Genomic DNA, 23,713 nt, shown 5'->3' on the forward strand with positions numbered 1-23,713 from the left:
ATCCATGAACAGCATACCAACAGAAAAATTATATAATCCCATATACGATTCTCTTTCCATATCTGAGAAACAAGAATTATTAAATAATCTTGCTGGTACCTATGATTTGGAAATGCTTTGTTTTAAAGAATTTGCAGCTTTTAATAAATCTACATATACAGCAGAGTTTCGCTCAAAAGATGGTATAGAATTTATATTTGTTCCCGGTGAGAGTGTTAAGCTGGGAATTGACTTTAAAGATAGAAAGCCTTCTGAGATTTTTAATGAAGAAAATTTATATTATCTCGCATACTCATTTATAGATGAGGATGAAGATGAAACAGACAGCCAAGATTATATTACTAGGATAAAAGAAAAGCTTTACGACAATGAATTTGTATCAACGATAGAAGACTATCTGAATAACAATTTCAGTAAGGAGGAGACTGTTTTAATACATCCTATGTTAGTCCAAAAGGACTATAGTGAAACTTGCTGGAAAAATATTTTGGATGAGGAACTTAAAGAAAACAAAGAATGGCAAACAATGATTGAAAATGCCGAAAAGAAGGGCATATCTGAAATAACAGTTCATAAGAGTATGTGTTTGTATAAAGAAAATGAAAGTTGGCATGGTAAAGTTTATAGAGAAACTACATTTAAGGAACTTTTACAGGATATAACAGATAATGATTATTTTCTTCCGACAAAAAGAGAGTGGGAGTATTTGGCAGGTAAGGGCTGTAGAACTATCTTTCCTTGGGGCAATAATATGGATTTTTCTATGAAGCTTAGACATATAGAGTTTATGGATGATGACGAAGAGTATTCCTTGGAGAAAGAAAACTTCTTTGGGATTTATATAGCGGAAGATCCATATTGCAGAGAGATTGTATATGATGATGGAGTGTTTTCATATAAAGGTGGAGATGGAGGCCGAAATATATGTGGAGGAATGGGGCCTGTATGGGGATATTTCCCGATTTCACCATATTTTGAAAATAAGGATGACGAGATGGGTGAGTATATAAATGGGGGCTATGACTTTTTTAGAAGAGTTATAAGGATTATGAAAAGGTAGGAAATCATTCTATGAAGACAATTATAAAAGAGTTATTGTACTTATTTTTGATATTAATTGTACAAATGTTGGTTTTTATGTATTTTATAAAACGAGGATGGACTATAAAAGAACTGGTATCCGACGATGTCTTTATAATATTTTGGAGAGCTTATGTGGTATACAGGATATTTGTTCATATAATAAGAATAAAATATGGTAAAAATAAGAAAGAATAATAGCTAAAAAAATTATATCATATAAAAGTAGACACTCTATGTAAAAACATAGGGTGTTTTTTGTAAAGCCTTAAATCGAAACTATTTTCTAACATATTTTTATAAGAATTTTCGCAGTGCCATATCCATTCTAATATGCTATACTATGAAGATATAAAAATACTTAGGAGGTTATGATGGATGTTGCTTTTCCACATTTAGGGATTTATATAAAACATTTGGTAAATCATATTGATGTATTCGGATTTAGGATTGCATTTTATGGAATAATAATAGGGCTTGGAATGCTTGCAGGAATAAATATTGCCTGTGCAGATGCAAAAAGAAGAGGACAAAATCCCGATCTTTATCTGGACTTTGCCATGTATGCAATAGTGCTTTCGATAATAGGTGCGAGAATCTACTATGTAGTATTTGAATGGGATATGTATAAAGACGACCTGCTTCAAATATTCAATCTGCGTGGTGGCGGACTTGCAATATACGGTGGTGTAATAGCCGCAGTAATTACACTTACAGTATACTGTAAAGTAAAAAAACAGTCATTTTTTTCAATGGCTGATACCGGGGTATTGGGACTTATACTAGGACAGGCTATAGGAAGATGGGGTAATTTTTTCAATGCCGAGGCATTTGGAGGATATACGGATTCACTCTTTGCACTGAGATATAAAATGGATATAGTAGGTGCCGGAATGTTAAATGATGATGTATTAAGCCATGCTATGGAGATTGACGGAGTAAAGTATATCCAGGTTCATCCTACATTCCTTTATGAGAGCTGTTGGAACTTGATTGTACTTGCTTTCATGTTGTGGTACAGAAAGAGAAAGAAATTTGACGGAGAGGTCTTTTTTATCTATCTTGGCGGATACGGTCTTGGAAGAATGATAATAGAAAGTCTTAGAACAGACAGCCTGCTTTTGCCAAACACCAATATTGCAGTATCACAATTATTGGCAGGACTTTGTTTTGTGGTTTCTATAGTGTGTATAACAGTTGGAAGAAAGAGAGTAAAGAATGCGACTAAATAAATTTCTGGCAAGTATAGGTGTCTGTTCCAGAAGAGAAGCGGACAAAGCTATAGAAGCCGGTAGAGTTATGATAAACGGACAGGTGGTAGAGCTTGGAGCCACAGTGGGTGATGAGGACCTTGTAAGCTTTGACGGCAGATATATAGGTATGGGCAAGGATGTAGAGAAGATAAAGCCTATAATAATAGCTTTTAATAAGCCTGAAGGCTTGGTATGTACCACCTCCGATAATGACGGTGCAATGAATGTGGTGGACTATATCGGAATGAAGGAGAGAATATATCCTGTCGGAAGACTTGATAAGGATTCCAGCGGATTATTGCTTTTGACAAACCAGGGCAGTCTTACAAACTCTCTTCTTAGAGCCGCAAATTATCACGAAAAAGAATATATAGTAAAGGTAAATAAGGATATAGATGATGCCTTTATCAATAAAATGGCAAACGGTATATATCTGTATGAGTTAAAAACCAAGACAAGAAAATGCAAGGTAAAAAAGTTGAATAAAAACACTTTCAGTATCGTTTTGACTCAAGGGTTAAACAGACAGATAAGACGAATGTGCCTTGCCTGCGGTGTGAAGGTTCAAAAGCTGAACAGAGTAAGAATAGTAAATATAAAGCTTGACGGACTTGCCCTAGGTGATTACAGAAACCTAAGTGATGAGGAAGTAAAGAAATTATATAAGGAACTTGGGATAAGGGAAAATGGATAAGAAAAAGAGAATTAAGGAACTGGTTGAAATACTTAATAAGGCCGCAAAAAGCTACTATGTGGATGCGGTTGAGATAATGCCCAATATAGAATATGACAAACTCTATGATGAGCTTTTAGAATTAGAAAAAGAAACAAATGTGGTTTTATCTAATTCACCCACTCAGAATGTAGGCTATGAAATAGCAGGTGAACTCCCAAAGAAAGCCCATGAAAGCCCTATGCTTTCACTGGATAAGACTAAAAGTGTGGAAGATCTTAGAGAATGGCTTGGTGATAACAAGGCATTACTCTCATGGAAGATGGACGGACTTACTATAGTATTGACCTACAGAGACGGTGAACTGGCGGAAGCCGTTACAAGAGGTAACGGAACTATAGGAGAGGTTATTACAAATAATGCCAAAAACTTCCAAAATATACCTCTAAAGATAGAATTTAAGGGTGAATTGATACTTAGAGGTGAGGCAATTATAAAATATTCCGACTTTAGGAAAATCAATGATGCTATAGAGGATGCAACTGCCAAGTATAAGAATCCGAGAAATCTTTGCTCAGGTTCTGTAAGACAGCTTAATCCTGCCATTACAAAGTCAAGGATGGTATATTGCAATATTTTCAATGTGGTAAAGGCTGACGGCATAGACTTTGAAAACTCAAAGGCAAAGCAGTTTGAATGGGCAAAAAATGAAGGCTTTGATATAGTGGAATACAAATTCACAGACAGCAAAAGCATTGCAGATGATATAGCCGAGTTTGAGTCAAAGATAGAGAGCAATGATATTCCTTCAGACGGATTGGTACTTTTACTTGATGATATCGCACTTGGAGAAAGACTTGGAAGTACTTCGAAATTCCCAAGAAATGCTATGGCATTTAAATGGAGTGATGAAAGACAGGTAACCAAACTTAAATATATAGAGTGGAGTCCGTCAAGAACAGGACTTATAAATCCGGTGGCTGTATTTGAGCCTGTAGAACTTGAGGGAACTACAGTTTCAAGAGCCAGCCTTCACAATGTAAGTATATTTGAAGATTTGATGCTTGGAGTCGGTGATGAAATTTCCGTATATAAGGCCAATATGATAATTCCGCAGGTATATGAGAATCTAACAAAATCAAATACTGAAAAAGTTCCGGATACCTGTCCGGCATGTGGAAGCCATGCAAGTATAAAACAGGACAATGAGTCCAAGGTACTTTTATGTACAAACCCTGACTGTCAGATAAAGCATATAAAACAGTATGCTCTTATGGCATCCAGAGATGCATTAAATATCGACGGACTTTCAGAGTCCACATTGGAGAAATTCCTCTCAAAGGGCTTTATAAAAAATGACAGTGATATATTTAAGCTGGATAGATATAAAGATGAGATTGTAAATATGGAGGGCTTTGGAAAGAGAAGCTATGAGAAGCTTATGGCGGCACTTGAAGAAGCAAAACATACAAATGTGGCAAGATTTTTATATTCACTTGGAATAAACGGAATAGGAAGTGCCAATGCCAAGATGATTGCAAAGTATTTTGACAATGATATTGACAAAATTATTACCGCCGGGAAAGATGAACTGCTTGAAATAGAGGGAATCGGTGAAGTACTGGCAAATTCGATAGTTGATTTTTTTAAGGATTCCAAGAATATAGAAAATGTAAAGAGCCTTAGAGAAGTCCTTATATTTGAAGCGGAAGAGTCTGCGGGAAGTGATTCATTTGCCGGAAAAGTATTTGTCATCACAGGCTCGCTGGAACATTTTACAAATAGAAATGAGTTGAAAGAACTTATAGAAAAGAATGGAGGAAAGGTATCAGGAAGTGTATCAAGTAAGACAAACTTCTTGATAAATAATGATACCGCATCAAATTCTTCTAAAAATAAAAAAGCTAAAGAACTTGGAGTTGAGATAATCTCGGAGGAGGATTTCTTAAAACTTTTAGAAGGATAATATGTTTATTTGTAGACAGCTTTGTCTACCGGAAAAGAGGTACTATGCCAATAAAAATACAAAAAGGACTGCCGGCAAAAGAGATACTTGAATCTGAGAATATATTTGTGATGGATGAGGATAGGGCTATTTCCCAGGATATCAGACCATTGCAGATTTTAATATTAAACTTGATGCCTATAAAAGAAGATACAGAGACTCAGATTCTTAGGGCATTATCAAATAGCCCATTGCAGGTAGACTGTTCATTTTTGATGATGAAAAGTCATCAGTCAAAGAATACAAGTCAAAGTCATCTGAATAAGTTTTATACATTCTTTGAAGATATAAAGAATGATAAATATGATGGAATGATAATTACAGGTGCTCCGGTGGAACTTATGGATTACGATAAGGTGAATTATTGGAGTGAGCTTTGTGAAATAATGGAATGGTCAAAGACTCATGTAACATCTACTCTGCATATTTGCTGGGCGGCACAGGCAGGGCTTTACTATCATTTCGGAATACCCAAATATGAGAGAAAAGAAAAGCTGGCAGGAGTGTTCGTACACGAGATCTTAAAGAAAAAAGTGCCTTTGGTCAGAAGTATGGATGATTTTGTAAACTGCCCACATTCAAGGAATACGGAAGTTAAATTGGAAGATGTATTAAAACATCCTGAGCTTCAGGTTTTGGCCAAGTCTGACGAAGCGGGAGTACTCCTTGTGCTTAATGAGTATGGCAGCGGTTCTCAAGTATTTATACAGGGACATCCCGAGTATGACAGAATGACTCTCAGTAATGAATACCACAGAGATGTTGCAAAGGGGTTAAATCCTGCATTGCCGAAGAACTATTTCAGTGACAATGATCCTTTTTCAAGACCTGTGTTGAGCTGGAGAAATTTTTCCAATACATTATATGGAAACTGGCTGAATTTCTATGTATATCAGAACACACCGTATGAGCTTTCCAACAATTTTGATTGGGTAATTTAGAACTCAAAAGGTGTCAAAATATTTTTTGATTAGAACATTATTTTGAGTAAATAAGTTCAAAAAATATGGATTTTATGATAGAATTGAGCTATATAAGTTTAAAGGAGTATGTTTATGAGCGGAAAGTATGTTGCCTATGTGGGATCTTATTCATATACAGGAAAAGCAAAGGGAATTACAATATATGATGTGGATACAAAGAAGGGCTGTTTTGTCAAAAAAGATGAAGTGGATGTAGACAACTCTTCCTATGTCATCAAATCAAGAGACCAGAAGACATTGTATTCAATTGCCGATGAAGGAATCGTTTCATTCAGAATTTTGCCTGACGGAGGTCTTGAAAGATTAAACTCTGTAAAGATAAACGGAATGAGAGGTTGTCATCTTTCAACAGATGTAAAAGATAAATTTATATTCGTATCCGGATATCATGACGGAAAAATTACGGTTTTGAAGCTTCACAAGGACGGAAGTGTGGGAGAGATAGTGGATGAGGTTTATCACAAAGGACTTGGCTCCATAGCTGAAAGAAATTTCAGGCCTCATGTAAGCTGTACAAGAACAACTCCTGACGGACATTTTGTTATGGCTGCCGACCTTGGAATAGATCAGGTGAAAATATATCATTTTGACAATAAAGATGAGAGACTCTCACTTGTCGATATGATTCCGTGCGATATAAATTCCGCACCGAGATTTTTTGAATTTTCGAGGGACGGAAAGTTTCTATACCTGATGTATGAGATGAAAAATGTAGTGGATGTATTTACCTATGAAGCTAAGCCGGGGTGCAGAATGCCTCAGATTGAGAAGATTCAAACAGTGCCTACAACAGGAAGCAATAAGCTTTCGGAACTTACAGCCGCAACCACACTGACACTTAATGCCGATGAGAAATTCCTATTTACAACAAATGCCGGTGACAATTCGGTATGTTTGTATGAAAGAGATGCCGAGACCGGACTTTTAAAAGAGAAGATGTGTCTTCCAATAAGTGGTGAGTATCCGAAGGATGTGGCGATTTTCCCTGACAATCATCATATTGCATCTATAAATCATGAGAGCGGAAGTATTACATTCTTTAAGATAGATTATTCAACAGGTCTGATTGTGATGTGCTCAAATATTATAAGAGTTAATCAGCCTAATTGCTGTGTCATAGTGGAGGTATAATGGCAGGTTCAAGTTTTGGAAAAAGCTTTGTAGTTACAACTTTTGGAGAGTCACATGGAGTAGCTTTGGGTGCTATAGTGGACGGCGTGCCGGCAGGTATAGCACTAAGTGAAGAGGATATCCAAAAGTTTCTGGACAGAAGAAAACCGGGACAGAGTACTGTTACCACATCCAGAAATGAAAGCGACAAATGTCGTATCTATTCCGGAGTGTTTGGCGGTAAAACAACAGGTACACCTATTATGGTGATGCTTGAAAATCAGTCTCAAAGGTCACAGGACTACGATGAACTGGCTATTACTTACAGACCGGGACATGCCGATTTCGGATATGACTCAAAGTTCGGTTTCAGAGATTACCGTGGTGGAGGAAGAAGCTCAGGCAGAGAAACAATAGGCAGAGTAATAGGGGGTGCCATAGCTATAAAGGCACTTGAAATGCTGGGTATCAAGGTACAGGCATTTACTCAAAGCATCGGAAATGTATATGCCGAAAACTTTAACCTTGAAGAGTGCAGTGAAAATGATGTATATATGCCGGATAATGAAGCTGCCGGTCAGGCGATAGAGCTTATAAAAAGAGCCAAGGAAGAGAAAGATTCTTTGGGCGGTATCATAGGATGTATAGCAACAGGTGTAATGCCGGGACTTGGAGAACCGGTATTTGATAAGCTTGATGCAAGGCTCTCCGCAGCTGTCATGAGTATCGGTGCTATAAAAGGAGTGGAGTTTGGTGCAGGTTTTCATGTAAGTACTATGAAAGGATCACAAAATAATGACCCTTTCTTTGTAGATGAGGATGATACCGGACTTCATATCAGAAAAAAGACAAATATGTCAGGCGGTATACTTGGAGGAATCAGTGACGGTTCACCTATTATTATCAATGCGGCAGTAAAGCCTACACCATCTATTGCCAGAGAGCAGGAAACTGTGAATGCGATAAATGAAGAGGTGGAACTTGAGATAAAGGGTAGACATGACCCTGTTATAGTTCCAAGAGCTGTAGTGGTGGTAGAGAGCATGGTTGCAATTACCTTGTTTGATATGGTACTTGAGAATATGAAATCAAAGATGGACAATGTGTTAAGGGTATATAAAAAATAAGATGTTATTAAGGGGCTTTTATTTACGGTATTTGTATTGCAAAAACTATAAATTCAAAAGCCTTAAAATATATTATAAAAATGAAGATATATGTTATAGTTGAACGACTGATAAAATAATTCGATATAATGAATTTAGGATTATGGTAAATATATGAAAAGTATAAGAATAAAAAATTTAAGAAGTTTACAAGATACAGGGGAAATGGAAATAAAACCCATAAATATATTAGTTGGACTTAATAGTTCTGGGAAAAGTACATTTTTAAGATTTTTTCCTCTGATGAAACAGTCGCTTAGAAGAAAAGTAAATGGACCAATACTTTGGTCTGGCGAAGATGATGATTATGTTGATTTTGGAAGTTTTGATGAAGCTTTAAATAATAATGCTAAAGAGAAGAAGATTAGTTTTAAGTTTTCTCTTAAAATGAATATAGTTAGGGAGTATAGTTATTTTTTTAATATTAAAAATCAAAGTGACTATAAGGATATTGATATAGATATAGAGATTTCATTATCTAAATGTGAAAATGATATTTTTGACTATATATCTGAATTGTTAATAAACATTTTAGATTATAAATTATTGGTGAAAATTGGGGATAATAGGAATGTAAAAGGGGTTGAGATTAATGACAAGTATTATCCTATAAATTTGAAAGAAAATGATACAGAAGTATTTATTAGGAAGCTTATTGAAGGTGATTTTAGTTCACCATTTGAGATTAAGTTGGATATATTAAGGCCATCAGCATTAAAATATATTAAAGATGATGGTGGTATAGAGATATTAGATAATATAGAAAGCATATTGTATAGACAAAGAACAATGGATTATTTGTTTTTAAAAAAAGTATTAGGTGTAGATGTTGAATCACAAGAAAGCATAATTTTGAATAATTCCCGATGTTTTGAAGAAGATTTTTTTAATATCGAAAATACGAAATATTCAACAGTAGATTTTAATGAAATTTTAATGATGTATCAGATTCCCAAAATATATAATATAATTTCGCAATATTTATCGATGTATTTTAGAAATATATATTATATAGCTCCAGTAAGAGCAACAGCAGAAAGGTATTATAGATTAAGAAATACAGCAGTGGATGAGGTTGATTGTAGGGGTAAAAACCTGGCTATATTTCTAAATAGTCTAAAAGAAGGTTCATTTATAAAATTTCAAGAATGGACTAATGAAAACTTGGGCTTTAAAGTTGTAAAGACTAGTAGTGAAGGACATGTCTCGTTAAAAATATTAAAAAAAAATAGTAAAAAGCCAATCAATTTATCTGATACAGGATTTGGTTATAGTCAAATACTACCAATTATAACTCAACTTTGGTATATAACTATGAAAAAAAAGGAATTATTTATATCGAATGTAGGATTGAGAGATATTAGATCGTTTAATAATATATTAATACCAATAACAATTACAATTGAACAGCCGGAGTTACACTTACATCCTAGTTTGCAAGCGAAGTTAGTTGATGTTATAGTGAAAGTTTTGAAAAGTACAAACAAAAAGGAAAAAGAAATAAACTTTGTAATAGAGACACATAGTGAAACTATAATAAATAGATTAGGAAATTTGATATATAAAGAAAAAATCAAGAATGAAGAAGTAGCAATATTTATTTTTGATAAAGATAGTGGAAGTAAGGATACTAGTATTAAGTCCAGTAAATTTGATGATGAGGGGTACCTAGATAACTGGCCAGTTGGTTTTTTTGAACCGGAGGAGGTACTTTAGTTTTGATTTTTAAAATAGATGAAAGTTGCTTAAAAGCAATAGATTTAGGCGATGAAGATGCTATTGCTGCATTAGAACAGTTGGCTTTATATAGAAGGAAGCAAAGGAATTATATATTTGCAAGGAAAAATGTTTTAGAGAAGCTGATGGTACAAGATTTTTTTTCCAAACCAGTACAATCTGTATTCTATTCACTGCTTAACAGGGGGGCAGAGGATAGGTCATATTTAGAAGGTGTAAATAAATGTATTAATATAGTATACAATAAAAAAAATGAATGTAATGGTAAGGAAATATCCATAGAATTAAAATCTATAAGTAATATAGATATTTGTGATACTACAGTACTTATAACAGAGAATCAAGAGGATGCATTGTTCTATGAGCTTATAGCCAAATATTATACCAAATATAAAGGATTTAAAAATATTGAAATTTCTTTTGAAAGTAAACCAGGTGGTGGTGATACTACTGCAAGAGTACTTGAACAAACTGTTAACAGCGGAAATAGATTATGTTTATGTATAGTTGATAGTGACAAAAAGTTTCCAAATGATTCAGGAGGTACTACAAAAATTCATGTAGAAGATTTTACTAATTGTAAAACTCAAGATACTTGGAAAGCTATAATTTTAGATGTCCATGAAGTCGAAAACTTGATACCTATAGGATGGATTGAAAAATGTAACACAGAAAATTATATACCAGATAAAACCATTTCTTTTTTACAATACTTAAAAAGAAATGTTACTGTGGGAGAAAACAATGCTCCAATCTACTATTTTGATATAAAAAAAGGAATAAAAAAAGATAAGTTTGTATGCGCAGATTCACAAGATAAGGATATACAAAAAAGATTTAATAAAAGTGAGTGTTTTCGTAATTATTGGAGTGAACATCTTAAAGATTATGGTATAGACTTAGATAAATTGGAAAAAATAGATGGTGAATATATTATACAAGGTGTAGATAAAAATATTTTAAATAAAATATTGGGAAAATATAAGAACGTAGATAATTATACGGTTAATGAGGAACATCTAAAAGATAAGTGGTTATCACTTGGAAGAGATATTTTTTCTTGGGGATGTGTAGGTGGAAGAATCAACTAAAAAGAAATATTTATAGAGTACATACAATAGAAAATAATAAAATTATTTGATAAAAATGGTTATTATTGGATATATAGCTGCTGGAATAAAATGATTTGTGAAATTTTATACAATTTATTTACAGGCAAATTGAAGATAATAATATAAATATAAAAATATATATTTATATTGTTGTAGATGGAATTTTATATTTGCTAATATATGAATGGAGATAATTATGAAATGGTATGATAATGCAGTATTTTATCATATTTATCCTATCGGAATGACAGGAGCACCAAGAACAAATTCACTTGAAATAAGTGAGCACAGATTAAATAAGCTTATGCCTTGGATAGGGCATATAAAAAAGCTTGGCTGCAATGCGATATATATCGGTCCGCTATTTGAGTCTGTAGGCCATGGTTATGAGACTGTTGATTATAAAAAGCTTGATTCAAGACTTGGGGACAATGAGGACTTAAAGGCCTTTATAAATACCTGTCATGAAAATGATATAAAAGTTATAGTGGACGGTGTATTCAATCATGTGGGAAGAGAATTCTTTGCATTTAAGGATGTAAAAGAAAAAAGAGAAAACAGTGCATACAAGGACTGGTTTAAAAATTTGCATTTTGATTGGAACAATGATTATAATGACGGATTATATTATGACAGCTGGGACGGGCACGGTACGCTTGTAAATCTCAATCATCAAAATCCGGCAGTAAGAGAGTATATGCTGGATGTGGTAAGATTTTGGATAAATGAATTTAATATAGACGGTATAAGACTGGATGCGGCTGACGTACTTGACTTTACCTTTATGAGTGAGCTGAGATCTGTGACAGATTCTTGCAAGCAGGACTTTTGGCTGATGGGTGAAGTGATTCACGGAGATTATACCAGATGGGTAAATGAAAATATGCTTCATTCGGTAACCAATTATTGGTTGCACAAGGCTCTTTATTCAGGACACAATGATCATAACTACTTTGAGATAGCACATACCGTAAAGCGCTGCACAGATATGGGAATGCATATCGCCAATGCTTTTTATAACTTTGTTGATAATCATGATGTGGCAAGAATTTATACAAAGTTAAATAATAAGAATCATTTTGCACCTGTACATGTGCTTTTATATACATTGCCGGGAAAACCTTCCATATACTACGGTTCAGAGTTTGCTATTGAGGGTGAGAAGAAACCTTATGCGGATGAAATACTTAGACCTGAGCTAAATTTTGAGGATTATAAGACGTCATTAGAATCAAATGAAAATACCAAACTGATTGCAGCTTTGGGAAATATGAGAATTTCAAATCCATGGGTTGGAGAGGCAGGCTATAGAGAGCTTTTACTTACAAACAGACAGTATGCCTTCTTAAGAGAATATGGAGATAAAAGACTTGTTGCCATAGTAAATAATGATGACAATAATGCAGATATTCATTTAAATATAAGTGGTGAATTTACAGAAATCTTTTCAGGTGAAAAAAGGAATTTTGACGGGAATATGCATGTGAATATCCCCGGAAATTCCGGGCAGGTATGGATAGGGTAAAACCTATCCTATTTTATAGTGAAAACAGAATAAAAAACTTGATAGATACAAATGAAATGTTTATACTGTTAGCGATTAATTTTGTATTTATAGAAAGTGATATATATTTTATGAAGAAAATAATAATCGGTATAGTAATAGTCATTGTACTCGTTGCAATCGGATGGTACTGCAGATTTATTCTGGGGCTTGCATCTCAAATAGCAACACCTGAGGTATCCACACTTGATAATGAGATATCTTGGGAAAAAGAACATGGATTTTGGGGAAATTATGATTCCTATGAAAAGGATGAATATACAGTAAAGGGCTATAAAGACTATGAACTTCATGTGACTCTTGTAAAAAATCCTGTAGAGACCGATAAATATGTTATTATAAGTCATGGCTTTAAATCAAACAGATATGGTGCTGTAAAGTATGTGGATACATATATGAATTTGGGATTTAACTGTATTATTTATGATTTAAGAGACCATGGTGAGAATGCAAAGGCGACATTAAGCCTTGGGCAATTTGAATCTGAGGACTTATATAAGCTTATCGAAGATACATATAACAGATATGGCAATATTAAGCTTGGACTTCACGGTGAATCTATGGGTGCAGCCACTTCTTTGATGGTACTTGCTAAAAAGCCGAATGTAGATTTTGTTGTGGCGGATTGCGGATTTTCAAACTTGTATGATCTGCTTCATGCAGCCTATGATGTGGCAAAGGTGGGCGCAGTACTTCCAAGCGTAAATATAGCAATGAAATTAAGATATGGCTATGATATGAAAAAGACATCACCAAGGGATGCGCTTATAGGAAATGAAGTACCTGTCTGCTTCATACATGGTGAGGCGGATACCTTTATTTTGCCTGAGAATTCAGAGATAAACAAGGCTGCTACAGCGGGGTATTCAGAGCTTCATGTGGTACCTGATGCCGCACATGCAAGATCTAGAGAAGTTTTGGGTGAAGCTGAGTACAGAAGCATAATAAGTAATTTTTTAGACAATATAGATTTTAATTAAATAGTTATTGATATTATAAAAAATATCCTGACAAGCAAAAGGCATTAGCGCTGTGACTTGTCAGGATATTTCTATTTTATTCTATGTGGATAAAATTCAGTGTTTCCCGACAGCCCTTCTGATTTTAGTTTTTTAGAGCTTCACTTAACAAAAACATATTGTTGAGATAATGTTTATACTCCGGCCCTTTTTTATTAAAGTCATCTTCGTTTATTCCTCTATAAACATAAATTGCAGTTCCAAAAAAGGATGAATTAGACATAAAATAATCTTTATCTGGTATATAAACTAATATAATCTTAGGAGAATCTCCGATTTTTACAAATCTCTCATAAAAATCCTTATAAAAGCGGGAAGTCGCTAAATTTTGTGGAAGTTGCCAAATATCATGAGTATGAATATTCCGGGTATTTTCAGGTTTGTTATAATTAATCAATGAGATAGCTGAGTCTGCTGTCATCCTGTCAAGTTCACTATATAATACTTTATTCAGTCCATATTCTTTGCCAAGCAGTAAAATTATATCATCCTGTGATTTTTTTGGTATAATGATATCATTTTTATAAAAGTTATAAACCGATGGCAAAAAACTGCTATCTGTAGTAGATATATCTCTGATAGTACGATAATTACAAATGTATTGGTCCATAAAGTTCTCCTGTATTAATCCAAAAATCTCTGTCATAGAAGAAAGCTCGCAATCCTTTTGTTTTGACCATCACTTTATTTACGCCGGAATGGATATTACAAACACCAACCTCTCTGCTACCAACATTACTGCTTAATCCATCGATAATGAATCCTTTTGAATAAAATGTCCTTGACTTTAAAACACTACCATTCGTTATGGATAAGTTTGAAGCTTTAATAGATTGTACATTATTAGTTCCACTCCAAAAAATTATCACCCCATACAGTCTATCTACACTTGCAACACCACCGGCTAATTAGCATGTAACAGTCGTTATACCGGATGAACCATGCAACATTATGCTATCAGAATAGTTATTTTCGCTTGTTAAATTGAATGTTACTTCAGGTCCACCGTATAGAATATAATTAGTACCATAAGCACTGTCCAAACTTTGAGACCATGCCATATATACAAACTGACTACTAAAAACTGATAGTATGAATAAAAAAATAAAACATTGTTGAATCCTTTTACACATATTCGTCCCCTCCATAGTTTTAAAATTAGTAAGAGGCAGGCTATAGAGAGCTTTTACTTACAAACAGACAGTATGCCTTTTTAAGAGAATATGGAGATAAGAGACTTGTTTCCATAGTAAATAATGATGACAATAATGCAGATATTCATTTAAATATCAGCGGTGAATTTACAGAAATCTTTTCAGGTGAAAAAAGGAATTTCGACGGGAATATGCATGTGAATATCCCCGGAAATTTCGGGCAGGTATGGATAGGGTAAAACCTGTCCTATTTCTTTAATTTCAGATAATCAACTAATATCAATCCGATATCCAAAACAGACAATAGAGAAAGTATTATCTGTGTGGTAAGATATGCCTGCATAAAGCTCAAATCACTGTAGTTGTTATGGGCATAATTATAAAGGAATATATTTGGTGAAATTGTATCCGCATTAAATATTAATATCAACAGTACAAGCAATATTGCAACCTTGTAAGCTATATATGTTATGCTGTTATCATCATTTTTATTCATAATTAACCTCCTGTAGTACGCGGTTAAGTAGGTATTACTAACATAAATATATATTATTTGAAGTAAAAGTTCAATAGTACATATATTATATATATATTACAGCACTAACAATAGGTAAAATACCAAAATAATCTAAAAAAAGGTCTGATATTGTTCTAAGCTTGGTCGTATTATTGTCGTTGTTATTATCTACATTATCAGTAGGCTGATTCAAATTATTATCAGTATTTGAATTGTCTGAGTTCTCTTTATTATTTAAATTTTTATTAGATAAATTTTTCCATTTCCATACTCCTCCTCTTATATATCTGTCACTAGAACAATTCAGAATGACTTCCCACTCTATTTAACATCAGTACAAGTATATCTTCACGAATTTCATATATAAGTAACCAATCCGGTTCTATATGACATTCTCTGGTATCTTTATAATTACCTGTAAGTTCGTGATCTCTATACTTTGCCGGTAACTGGTTTCCGTTTGCCAAAATCTCAATTATCTCAAACAGTTTATCGATATTCTTATTTTGCTTTTTTGCAAGTTTCAAATCTCTTTTAAACTGAGTAGTAAATTTTATAGTGTACTTCATACATCCAAAGCATCTCTCAGTTCTTTAATGCTGTTATATCCTTTGACAGAATCGTCATTAAAGAGCTTGCGTCCTTCTTCAATAGCAGCCTTTGTATTATTGTTAGGTGTGTCAAGCTTCAGCTCAAACGGTATGCCGTTTTCTCTGACTGCCGTTCTCAAAAACATATTTATAGCTGTTGTCATATTGAGACCAAGTTGGTTGAAAATTTCTTCAGCCTGATCCTTTATATTTTTATCTGTTCTTATATTTAGATTTGTAGTCATACATCTACCTCCAATATCTAAAATATAGTTTAAAATTCGTGCAATGTCAATACATTGTAATAATAATAAACAGTTTATATAAGCCATATTTATAAGCATATATTTTATATTGAAAACAGAATAAAAAACTTGATAGATACAATTGAAATGTTTATACTGTTAGCGATTAATTTTGAGTTTTGTATTTATAGAAAGGTGATATAAATATTATATGAAGAAAATAATAATTGCGATTGCAATAATAATTGTACTTGTTGCAATCGGATGGTATTGCAGATTTATTCTTGGTCTTGCATCACAGATAGCCGCACCGAATGTATCCACACTTGATAAAGAGATATCTTGGGAGAAGGAGCATGGACTTTGGGGAAATTATGACTCATATGAAAAAGAGGAGTATACAGTAAAAGGATATAAAGACTATGAGTTGCATGTTACTTTGGTAAAAAATCCTATAGAGACCGATAAATATGTGATTATAAGCCACGGTTTTAAGTCAAACAGATATGGTGCCGTAAAATATGTGGATACTTATATGGACCTTGGATTTAATTGTATTATTTATGATTTAAGGGATCATGGTGAGAATGCAAAAACAGCAGTGAGCCTTGGACAATTTGAGTCTGAAGATCTTGAAAAGCTTATTGAGGACAGCTATAGCAGATATGGAAATATTAAGCTTGGGCTTCACGGTGAGTCTATGGGTTCCGCAACTTCTCTGACGGTACTTGCTAAAAAGCCGAAGGTGGATTTTGTGGTGGCGGACTGCGGATTTTCAAATCTTTATGATTTGATTTATAAAGCTTATGATCTTGCTAAGACTCCCTTTGTCTTGCCGAGTGTAAATACAGCCATGAAGCTAAGATACGGATATGATATGAAAAAGACTTCACCAAAGGATGCACTTGTGGGAAATGAAGTACCTATATGCTTTATACACGGTGAGGCGGATACCTTTATTTTGCCTGAGAATTCGCAGGTAAATAAGGCCGCTACAGCAGGGTATTCAGAGCTTCATTTGGTACCGAATGCGGCACATGCACAGTCAAGAGAAGTACTTGGAGAGGCGGAGTACAGGGGTATAGTCGGTGATTTTTTGAATAATATAGACTTTAAATAAAGATTTTTGAGATTAAAAATATCCTGACAAGCAAAAGGCATTGGCACTGTGACTTGTCAGGATATAAACTCCTCTAGTAATGGAAATTTACATTATTACGCTTTAGTATATCGGTAATCAAATCAAATTTATCTTTTTTGTAAATCAATAATTCTTTAAAATATTGGTCGGCTATAATGCTGTCGTATATATTTACAAAGAAAAATGGGAACAAACTATCTTCTTTAAAGTTCATGATTTTTCTCAAATCAAACATACTTGTAGTCCCTTTTAATCTAATCAAAGATGGTTTTATCTCTATTAGCCTAAAGCCCAAATCAAATGCCAGATTTATAGTGTCAATTTCATTATTTAAGCAATCAAGTTCTATTTCCTTTTCTTCATATAAAAATAGTTTCAATACCTCAACAGGTAAATTTTTATCTTGCAGGTCATCAATTAGCAAGAAATTAACTGTTTTTTCAGCGGTACTATTTGATAAATCATTATTCATATATACACATATCTTTCTTACGATAGCAAATTAGTGAAATTCTACATTATGACGATTCAAGATATCTACAGTCAAATCAAACTTTTCTTTTTTATACACATAATTTTCTCTGGCATAGTGTTCAATGAATATTTCGTCCTTAATAAATAGGGAGAAAAACGGCAACAAATTTTCTTCTTCGTCTTCTTCTGTAGTTTGAATAAAACTTTTTAGACTTACGATTTTATCTAAATCGAGCATAACTGTAGTCCCACTAAGTCTGATTAAGAATTGCTGTATCTCAATTACTCTAAATCCCAAATCAATTGCCAGATTTATAGCATCAATTTCATCATTCCAGCAATTCAGTTCTACTTCTATTTCTTCATCTAAAAACAGCTTCAATACCTCAATTAGCCAAGCGTTGTCCTGCCAGTCATCAAGCTCAAAACTATAGTATTTTAGCAATAGTTTAATCTCCTCTATATAAAATAAATTATCTCTTATGAACTTCAATATATCATAGCAAGTATTAAAATACAATTTAAATAACATAAAGAAAATGATAAGAGCTTATTTTTCGGTTTAATATAACTTTACAGATTTATTTATGCATAGTGCTATAAAATTTATTTAGGAAGTTAGTAAAAAATAAAATAATGAATAAAAATAAAGTGCTTGACAGTTGCTTAAGATAATGTATAATATTCTTTGTTTAATAACACTAAACTTTTTACTTAGAAATAGTGTGCAACACAAAGAAAGGCTTTTTATGGAGATCGGTTCAAAACTAAAAAGACTCAGAGTGCTTGCGGGACTTACACAAGAAGAGCTTGCTGATAGAGCGGAATTGTCCAAAGGATTTATTTCGCAGCTGGAGAATGATCTGACTTCACCGTCTATAGCAACTCTTCTTGATATTTTGCAATGCCTTGGAGTGGAAATAAAGGACTTCTTTGATGAAGAAACCGAAACGCAGGTGGTTTTTACTGAAGAAGATTACTTTATTAAAGAGGATAAAGAACTTAATAATACCATCGAATGGATAATACCGAATGCACAAAAAAATATGATGGAGCCTATACTTCAGACTATTGAACCGGGAGGTATGACATATCCTGACAATCCACATGACGGAGAGGAGTTCGGATATATTCTTTCCGGAACTGTGGAGATACATAGGGGAAATGATGTGTATTTGGCAAAAAAAGGAGAGGCTTTTTATTTTACATCCGATAAAAAGCATTATATCAGCTCAAAGCGAGGTGCAAGACTTATTTGGGTCAGCACACCGCCTAATTTTTAAAAATTGGAGGAAGTATGTCAACATCCCTTATTGATTTGGAGCATATCTCAAAGAGTTTTGACGGAGAGATTGTTTTAGATGATTTAAATTTATCAATTAAAGAAAACTCATTTGTAACTTTACTCGGTCCTTCGGGATGCGGTAAGACTACCACCCTTAGAATAATAGGTGGATTTGCACAGGCGGATACCGGAAGAGTGATTTTTGACGGTAAGGATATATCAAATCTGCCACCGAATAAAAGAAATTTAAATACGGTATTTCAAAAGTATGCATTATTTCCTCATATGAACATTGCGGAAAATATAGCCTTCGGTTTGAAGATAAAGAATAAATCAAAGGCATATATTGATGACAAGATAAAATATGCGCTTAAGCTGGTAAACCTTTCAGGATATGAAAACAGAAATATAAACCTGCTCTCAGGCGGACAGCAGCAAAGAATTGCAATTGCCAGAGCTATAGTAAATGAACCGAAGGTACTCTTACTTGATGAGCCACTTGGAGCACTTGATTTAAAGCTGCGTCAGGATATGCAATATGAGCTTATCAGACTTAAAAATGAGCTGGGTATCACTTTCGTTTATGTTACACATGATCAGGAAGAAGCGCTTACAATGTCCGATACCATAGTAGTCATGAATCAGGGATATATACAGCAGATGGGTACTCCTGAGCAGATATATAATGAGCCTGAAAATGCCTTTGTAGCGGACTTTATAGGTGAATCAAATATAATCGGCGGAACCATGGTACAGGATAAGCTCGTAGATATATTCGGAGCAAAATTTGCCTGTGTGGATGTGGGATTTGGTACCAATAAGCCTGTAGACGTTGTAATAAGACCTGAGGATATTGATCTTGTAGAGCCTGAGAAGGGAACTTTGGTAGGTAGAGTTACTCATTTGATATTTAAGGGTGTGCATTATGAGATGGAAGTCACTACTCCAAACGGATATGAGTGGCTGGTACATTCTACAGATATGTTCCCGGTAGGCAAGGAAGTCGGCATCAGTGTGGATCCTTTTGATATACAGATAATGAACAAGCCTGAGTCTGAGGATGAGGAGGCTGTGGGTGTAAATGAATAAGGATTTAAGAAAAGTACTTGCATTCCCGTATATTCTTTGGATGATAGGTTTTACAATAATACCTCTCTCACTGATTTTTATATATGGACTGACTGATAGGAACGGAAGCTTTACACTGTCAAATGTGCTTTCAATATTTGCAAAAGACCATTTCAAGGCACTTTTATTGTCCATAATATTATCAATTGTAAGTACGGCTATTTGCCTTGTAATGGCATTTCCGCTGGCACTTACTTTGAAAAGCAAAAAGCTTAACAAGGGAAGCCTTATAGTATTTATATTTATTTTGCCTATGTGGATGAACTTCTTGCTTAGAACTCTTGCATGGCTTTCACTTTTGGAGAAAAACGGAATTATAAATACGATTTTAAACTTCTTGCATCTGCCGAGTTTAAATATTATCAATACGCCGGCAGCTATTATACTCGGTATGGTTTACAACTATCTGCCTTTTATGGTACTTCCTATATACAATGTACTTGAAAAGATAGATGACAATACAATAAATGCCGCAAGAGATCTTGGTGCAAATACAATGCAGACGCTTACAAAGGTAATAATACCTCTTAGCATTCCGGGTATTGTCAGCGGTATAACTATGGTATTTGTGCCGGCACTGACAACATTTGTTATCAGCAATATCCTTGGCGGAAGCAAGGTGCTTTTGATAGGAAATGTAATAGAGCAGGAGTTTACAAAGGGAAGCAATTGGAATCTCGGTTCCGGACTCTCACTGGTAATGATGATTTTTATACTTATCAGTATGGCATTTATTGCCAAGTATGATAAAGATGGGGAGGGCATGAGCGTTTGATCTATTCAAAGATAAGAAAAGTACTTGGTGATTTTTACCTGGTATTTATATTGATTTTTTTATATGCCCCTATAGCAACCCTTATGATACTAAGCTTTAATGCTTCAAAGTCAAGGAACAGGTGGGGTGGATTTACTTTTGACTGGTATGGTGAGCTTTTTAAAAGCGCCACAATAATGTCAGCCTTTAGAAACACATTGGTGATAGCGTTTTTATCGGCACTTATTGCCACGCTGATAGGAACTGTAGCGGTAATAGGTATCAACAATATGAGAAAGGTACCTAAGACAGTGGTAATGGCGGTCAACAATATTCCTATGCTGAATGCGGATATTGTAACAGGTATCTCTTTGATGCTTGGATTTATAGCTTTTGGAATAAGTCTTGGATTTAAGACTATTCTTATAAGTCATATTACATTTAATATTCCATATGTCATACTTTCTGTAATGCCTAAGCTTAAGCAGACTGAGAGAGTTACATATGAGGCGGCACTGGATCTTGGAGCTACACCGATCATGGCATTTTTTAAGGTGGTATTTCCGGATATATTCCCGGGAGTAATATCAGGATTTTTGCTGGCATTTACAATGTCGCTGGATGATTTTATAATAACACATTTTACAAAGGGAGCAGGTATAAACACTATATCGACCTTGGTATATTCAGAAGTTAGAAGAGGTATAAAGCCTAGTCTGTATGCCCTTTCTACAATTATTTTTGCTACTGTTTTGATACTGCTTATAGTATCAAATATTGCACAGAATAAAATAAAGAAAAAATAAATAGAAGATAAGAGGAAATATGAAAAGAAAATTTGTAAGTATAATGACATTGATGAGTATGCTTTCCGTGGCTGTATTATCAGGATGCGGAAAAAGTGATGCAGGTGCCAAGGCAGGCAGTGCAGGCGAGCTTTATGTATATAACTGGGGTGAGTATATTGACGAGAGTGTTGTAGAGGAGTTTGAAAAAGAAACAGGTATCAAGGTCGTTTATGATATGTTTGAGACCAATGAGGAAATGTATCCGGTACTTGAGGCCGGTGGTGTGGTATATGATGTAGTATGCCCTTCAGATTATATGATCGAGAAGATGATACAAAATGATATGCTTGCGGAAATCGACTTTAATAATGTCCCTAATATCAAGAATATTGATACAAAGTATATGGATATGGCAAAATCATTTGATCCTGAGAATAAATATGCCGTGCCATATACATGGGGTACAGTAGGAATACTTTATAATACTTCAATGGTGGATGATGAAATCACAAGCTGGAGCGATCTTTGGAATCCTAAGTATCAGGGAAATATCCTTATGCAGGATTCTGTAAGAGATGCCTTTATGGTTGGTGAGAAGATGCTTGGATATTCTATGAATACAACAGATAAGGCTGAGCTTGAGAAGGTAAAAGAAAAACTTATAGAACAGAAGCCGCTCGTGCAGGCCTATGTAATAGATCAGGTAAGAGATAAGATGATTGGTGGAGAGGCCGCTATAGGTGTTATTTACTCAGGCGAGATGCTCTATGTTCAAAATGAAGTTGCAAATTCAGGAGAAGATTTCGAACTTAAGTATGTAATACCGAAAGAGGGTACAAACCTTTGGATTGATGCATGGGTAATTCCAAAGAATGCAAAGAACAAGGAGAATGCGGAGAAGTGGATAGACTTCTTAAACAGACCTGAGATTGCAAAGAAGAACTTTGAATATATTACATATCCTACTCCAAATAAAGCCGCTTTCGAGCTTTTGGATAAGGAGCTTCAGGAAAATACAGCACTCTTCCCGACAGATGATATGTTAAAGAACAGCGAAGTATTTAAATATCTCGGAGATGAGGGAGACAGCCTTTACAATGACCTTTGGAAAGAAGTGAAGGGAAACTAGAAAAACATCCCACAGGCTTAGTGTAGTCTGTGGGATATTTTATAAATGTAAAGTTTCATTTGGTTTTAAACAAATCTTACTCTATCAGCTATATTCTCTTTTTCCTTAGGATCAGGTTCTGTTACAATTCCGCCAAAAGGCATTTGTGCGATTAATTTCCATGACTTGGGAATTTCAAACATTTCTTGTACAAGTCTGTCAATTACAGGATTATAGTGCTGTAAGTTTGCGCCGATTCCAAGCTCTTTGAGACCTGTCCAGATATTTATTTGTAACATACCGTTTGCTTGATTTGCCCAAACAGGGAAGTTATCTGCATATGTTGGGAACTTTTCTTGCAGTGCTCTCACAACTTCTTCATCATAAAAATAAAGTATTGTACCTGCTGCAGCCTTAAATCCGTCGATTTTTTCACGAGGGACCTTGCCCTCAAAGGTATCAAATATTCTATCCCAAAGCTCATTCTGCTTCTTATCCATAACTACAAGTACACGAGCACTCTTCATATTAAAAGCATCAGGTATCAGTTCGGTAATCTCTTCAATGACCGTTTTAACTTCAGACTTTGATACCGGAAGTGTTTTGTTTAGATTATAGTAAGTCCTTCTTTGTTTTAAATTATCTATAAGTTTCATAAAATCTCCAATCTATTCCAATATAATAAATATGTATGTAATATGGAATGTCTGATTATTATAGTCTATTTTTAAATTATTTTAAAGTAAGATACTTTTAATATATAAAGCCGGGTTTTTATTTTCGGTTTGTGATACAATATAGTTGTTACCATATATGTTGTTTGCCGG

At 34.2% G+C, this 23,713-nt stretch carries 24 protein-coding genes and 1 pseudogene; 18 read left to right on the forward strand and 7 right to left on the reverse strand.

From position 1 onward, the window contains the following. Positions 1–4 precede the first annotated feature (4 nt). The 11 genes from HMPREF1140_RS06195 (at position 5) to HMPREF1140_RS06250 (ending at position 13,663) form a co-directional block, all read left to right on the forward strand. A complete protein-coding gene (locus tag HMPREF1140_RS06195; RefSeq protein WP_009662990.1) occupies positions 5–1,060 on the forward strand; it encodes a hypothetical protein in 1,056 nt (351 codons plus the stop codon). A gap of 394 nt (positions 1,061–1,454) precedes the next feature. Next, entirely contained in the window at positions 1,455–2,312 is an 858-nt protein-coding gene (lgt, locus tag HMPREF1140_RS06205) for a prolipoprotein diacylglyceryl transferase (protein ID WP_009663099.1), read from the forward strand. Continuing rightward, on the forward strand, positions 2,299–3,027 hold the full coding sequence (locus HMPREF1140_RS06210) for a pseudouridine synthase (protein ID WP_009662966.1): 729 nt from the start codon (positions 2,299–2,301) through the stop codon (positions 3,025–3,027). Before lgt ends, HMPREF1140_RS06210 begins: the two co-directional genes overlap by 14 nt. Further along, the gene (gene ligA, locus HMPREF1140_RS06215) at positions 3,020–4,972 is read left to right on the forward strand and encodes an NAD-dependent DNA ligase LigA (RefSeq protein ID WP_009663065.1); all 1,953 of its coding nucleotides are present in this window, start codon (positions 3,020–3,022) and stop codon (positions 4,970–4,972) included. The genes HMPREF1140_RS06210 and ligA overlap by 8 nt, the downstream gene beginning before the upstream one ends. A gap of 44 nt (positions 4,973–5,016) precedes the next feature. Then, the gene (metA, locus tag HMPREF1140_RS06220; RefSeq protein WP_009662983.1) at positions 5,017–5,952 is read left to right on the forward strand and encodes a homoserine O-acetyltransferase MetA; all 936 of its coding nucleotides are present in this window, start codon (positions 5,017–5,019) and stop codon (positions 5,950–5,952) included. Between the two features lie 114 nt (positions 5,953–6,066). Continuing rightward, a complete protein-coding gene (locus HMPREF1140_RS06225) occupies positions 6,067–7,125 on the forward strand; it encodes a lactonase family protein (RefSeq protein ID WP_009663036.1) in 1,059 nt (352 codons plus the stop codon). Further along, positions 7,125–8,231 carry a chorismate synthase gene (gene aroC / locus HMPREF1140_RS06230; protein ID WP_009663136.1) on the forward strand — a complete coding sequence of 369 codons (1,107 nt, stop codon included), beginning with the start codon at positions 7,125–7,127 and terminating at the stop codon, positions 8,229–8,231. Before HMPREF1140_RS06225 ends, aroC begins: the two co-directional genes overlap by 1 nt. A gap of 153 nt (positions 8,232–8,384) precedes the next feature. Continuing rightward, complete coding sequence (locus HMPREF1140_RS13075) at positions 8,385–9,986, forward strand: AAA family ATPase (RefSeq protein WP_009663057.1); 1,602 nt, start codon at positions 8,385–8,387, stop codon at positions 9,984–9,986. 2 nt (positions 9,987–9,988) lie between these two features. Further along, entirely contained in the window at positions 9,989–11,098 is a 1,110-nt protein-coding gene (locus tag HMPREF1140_RS06240) for a hypothetical protein (RefSeq protein WP_009662964.1), read from the forward strand. Between the two features lie 217 nt (positions 11,099–11,315). Continuing rightward, positions 11,316–12,644, forward strand: a complete 1,329-nt coding sequence (locus HMPREF1140_RS06245; protein WP_009663058.1) for an alpha-amylase family glycosyl hydrolase — start codon at positions 11,316–11,318, stop codon at positions 12,642–12,644. A 110-nt stretch (positions 12,645–12,754) separates the two neighbouring features. After that, on the forward strand, positions 12,755–13,663 hold the full coding sequence (locus tag HMPREF1140_RS06250) for an alpha/beta hydrolase (RefSeq protein ID WP_035620069.1): 909 nt from the start codon (positions 12,755–12,757) through the stop codon (positions 13,661–13,663). Between the two features lie 124 nt (positions 13,664–13,787). Here HMPREF1140_RS06250 and HMPREF1140_RS06255 read toward each other — a convergent pair whose 3' ends face one another. After that, positions 13,788–14,312 carry a hypothetical protein gene (locus HMPREF1140_RS06255; RefSeq protein WP_009663119.1) on the reverse strand — a complete coding sequence of 175 codons (525 nt, stop codon included), beginning with the start codon at positions 14,310–14,312 and terminating at the stop codon, positions 13,788–13,790. A gap of 597 nt (positions 14,313–14,909) precedes the next feature. Here HMPREF1140_RS06255 and HMPREF1140_RS14035 point away from each other — a divergent pair. Further along, positions 14,910–15,095: pseudogene (locus HMPREF1140_RS14035) on the forward strand (alpha amylase C-terminal domain-containing protein); the annotation flags it as partial. 8 nt (positions 15,096–15,103) lie between these two features. Here the strand turns inward: HMPREF1140_RS14035 and HMPREF1140_RS06265 are convergent. From HMPREF1140_RS06265 to HMPREF1140_RS06275, 3 genes are all read right to left on the reverse strand, one after another. Further along, the gene (locus HMPREF1140_RS06265) at positions 15,104–15,352 is read right to left on the reverse strand and encodes a hypothetical protein (protein ID WP_009663025.1); all 249 of its coding nucleotides are present in this window, start codon (positions 15,350–15,352) and stop codon (positions 15,104–15,106) included. Positions 15,353–15,666: 314 nt separating this feature from the next. Next, positions 15,667–15,942, reverse strand: coding sequence for a type II toxin-antitoxin system YafQ family toxin (locus tag HMPREF1140_RS06270; RefSeq protein WP_009663018.1), 276 nt, complete (start codon positions 15,940–15,942; stop codon positions 15,667–15,669). Further along, positions 15,939–16,208 (reverse strand): type II toxin-antitoxin system RelB/DinJ family antitoxin, encoded by a 270-nt coding sequence (locus HMPREF1140_RS06275; protein WP_009663097.1) that lies wholly within the window; start codon positions 16,206–16,208, stop codon positions 15,939–15,941. Before HMPREF1140_RS06275 ends, HMPREF1140_RS06270 begins: the two co-directional genes overlap by 4 nt. Before the next feature lie 211 nt (positions 16,209–16,419). Between HMPREF1140_RS06275 and HMPREF1140_RS06280 the strand changes: the two genes are divergently transcribed. Further along, the gene (locus tag HMPREF1140_RS06280; RefSeq protein ID WP_009663134.1) at positions 16,420–17,328 is read left to right on the forward strand and encodes an alpha/beta hydrolase; all 909 of its coding nucleotides are present in this window, start codon (positions 16,420–16,422) and stop codon (positions 17,326–17,328) included. A gap of 73 nt (positions 17,329–17,401) precedes the next feature. Here the strand turns inward: HMPREF1140_RS06280 and HMPREF1140_RS06285 are convergent, their stop codons facing one another. Together HMPREF1140_RS06285 and HMPREF1140_RS06290 are read right to left on the reverse strand one after the other, a co-directional pair. Further along, the gene (locus HMPREF1140_RS06285) at positions 17,402–17,821 is read right to left on the reverse strand and encodes a hypothetical protein (RefSeq protein WP_051000444.1); all 420 of its coding nucleotides are present in this window, start codon (positions 17,819–17,821) and stop codon (positions 17,402–17,404) included. 30 nt (positions 17,822–17,851) lie between these two features. Further along, positions 17,852–18,268 carry a hypothetical protein gene (locus tag HMPREF1140_RS06290; protein ID WP_009663135.1) on the reverse strand — a complete coding sequence of 139 codons (417 nt, stop codon included), beginning with the start codon at positions 18,266–18,268 and terminating at the stop codon, positions 17,852–17,854. Positions 18,269–18,572: 304 nt separating this feature from the next. Here HMPREF1140_RS06290 and HMPREF1140_RS06295 point away from each other — a divergent pair, with 304 nt between their 5' ends. From HMPREF1140_RS06295 to HMPREF1140_RS06315, 5 genes are read left to right on the forward strand one after another with little or no spacing between them, the layout of a single operon-like run. Continuing rightward, positions 18,573–19,106 carry a helix-turn-helix domain-containing protein gene (locus HMPREF1140_RS06295; RefSeq protein WP_007593546.1) on the forward strand — a complete coding sequence of 178 codons (534 nt, stop codon included), beginning with the start codon at positions 18,573–18,575 and terminating at the stop codon, positions 19,104–19,106. 14 nt (positions 19,107–19,120) lie between these two features. Beyond that, positions 19,121–20,197: an ABC transporter ATP-binding protein gene (locus HMPREF1140_RS06300; RefSeq protein ID WP_007593544.1), complete on the forward strand. Its 1,077-nt coding sequence runs from the start codon at positions 19,121–19,123 to the stop codon at positions 20,195–20,197. After that, on the forward strand, positions 20,190–21,011 hold the full coding sequence (locus tag HMPREF1140_RS06305; RefSeq protein WP_009663001.1) for an ABC transporter permease: 822 nt from the start codon (positions 20,190–20,192) through the stop codon (positions 21,009–21,011). Before HMPREF1140_RS06300 ends, HMPREF1140_RS06305 begins: the two co-directional genes overlap by 8 nt. Then, complete coding sequence (locus HMPREF1140_RS06310) at positions 21,008–21,796, forward strand: ABC transporter permease (RefSeq protein ID WP_009663140.1); 789 nt, start codon at positions 21,008–21,010, stop codon at positions 21,794–21,796. The genes HMPREF1140_RS06305 and HMPREF1140_RS06310 overlap by 4 nt, the downstream gene beginning before the upstream one ends. A gap of 19 nt (positions 21,797–21,815) precedes the next feature. After that, the gene (locus HMPREF1140_RS06315) at positions 21,816–22,907 is read left to right on the forward strand and encodes an ABC transporter substrate-binding protein (protein ID WP_009663131.1); all 1,092 of its coding nucleotides are present in this window, start codon (positions 21,816–21,818) and stop codon (positions 22,905–22,907) included. Between the two features lie 65 nt (positions 22,908–22,972). On the opposite strand, the gene HMPREF1140_RS06320 is transcribed toward HMPREF1140_RS06315, so the two are convergent. After that, positions 22,973–23,542 carry a nitroreductase family protein gene (locus HMPREF1140_RS06320; protein WP_009662979.1) on the reverse strand — a complete coding sequence of 190 codons (570 nt, stop codon included), beginning with the start codon at positions 23,540–23,542 and terminating at the stop codon, positions 22,973–22,975. Between the last annotated feature and the right edge of the window lie 171 nt (positions 23,543–23,713).

Origin of the sequence: Lachnoanaerobaculum sp. ICM7, from assembly GCF_000287675.1 — a bacterium.
Lineage (GTDB): Bacteria > Bacillota > Clostridia > Lachnospirales > Lachnospiraceae > Lachnoanaerobaculum.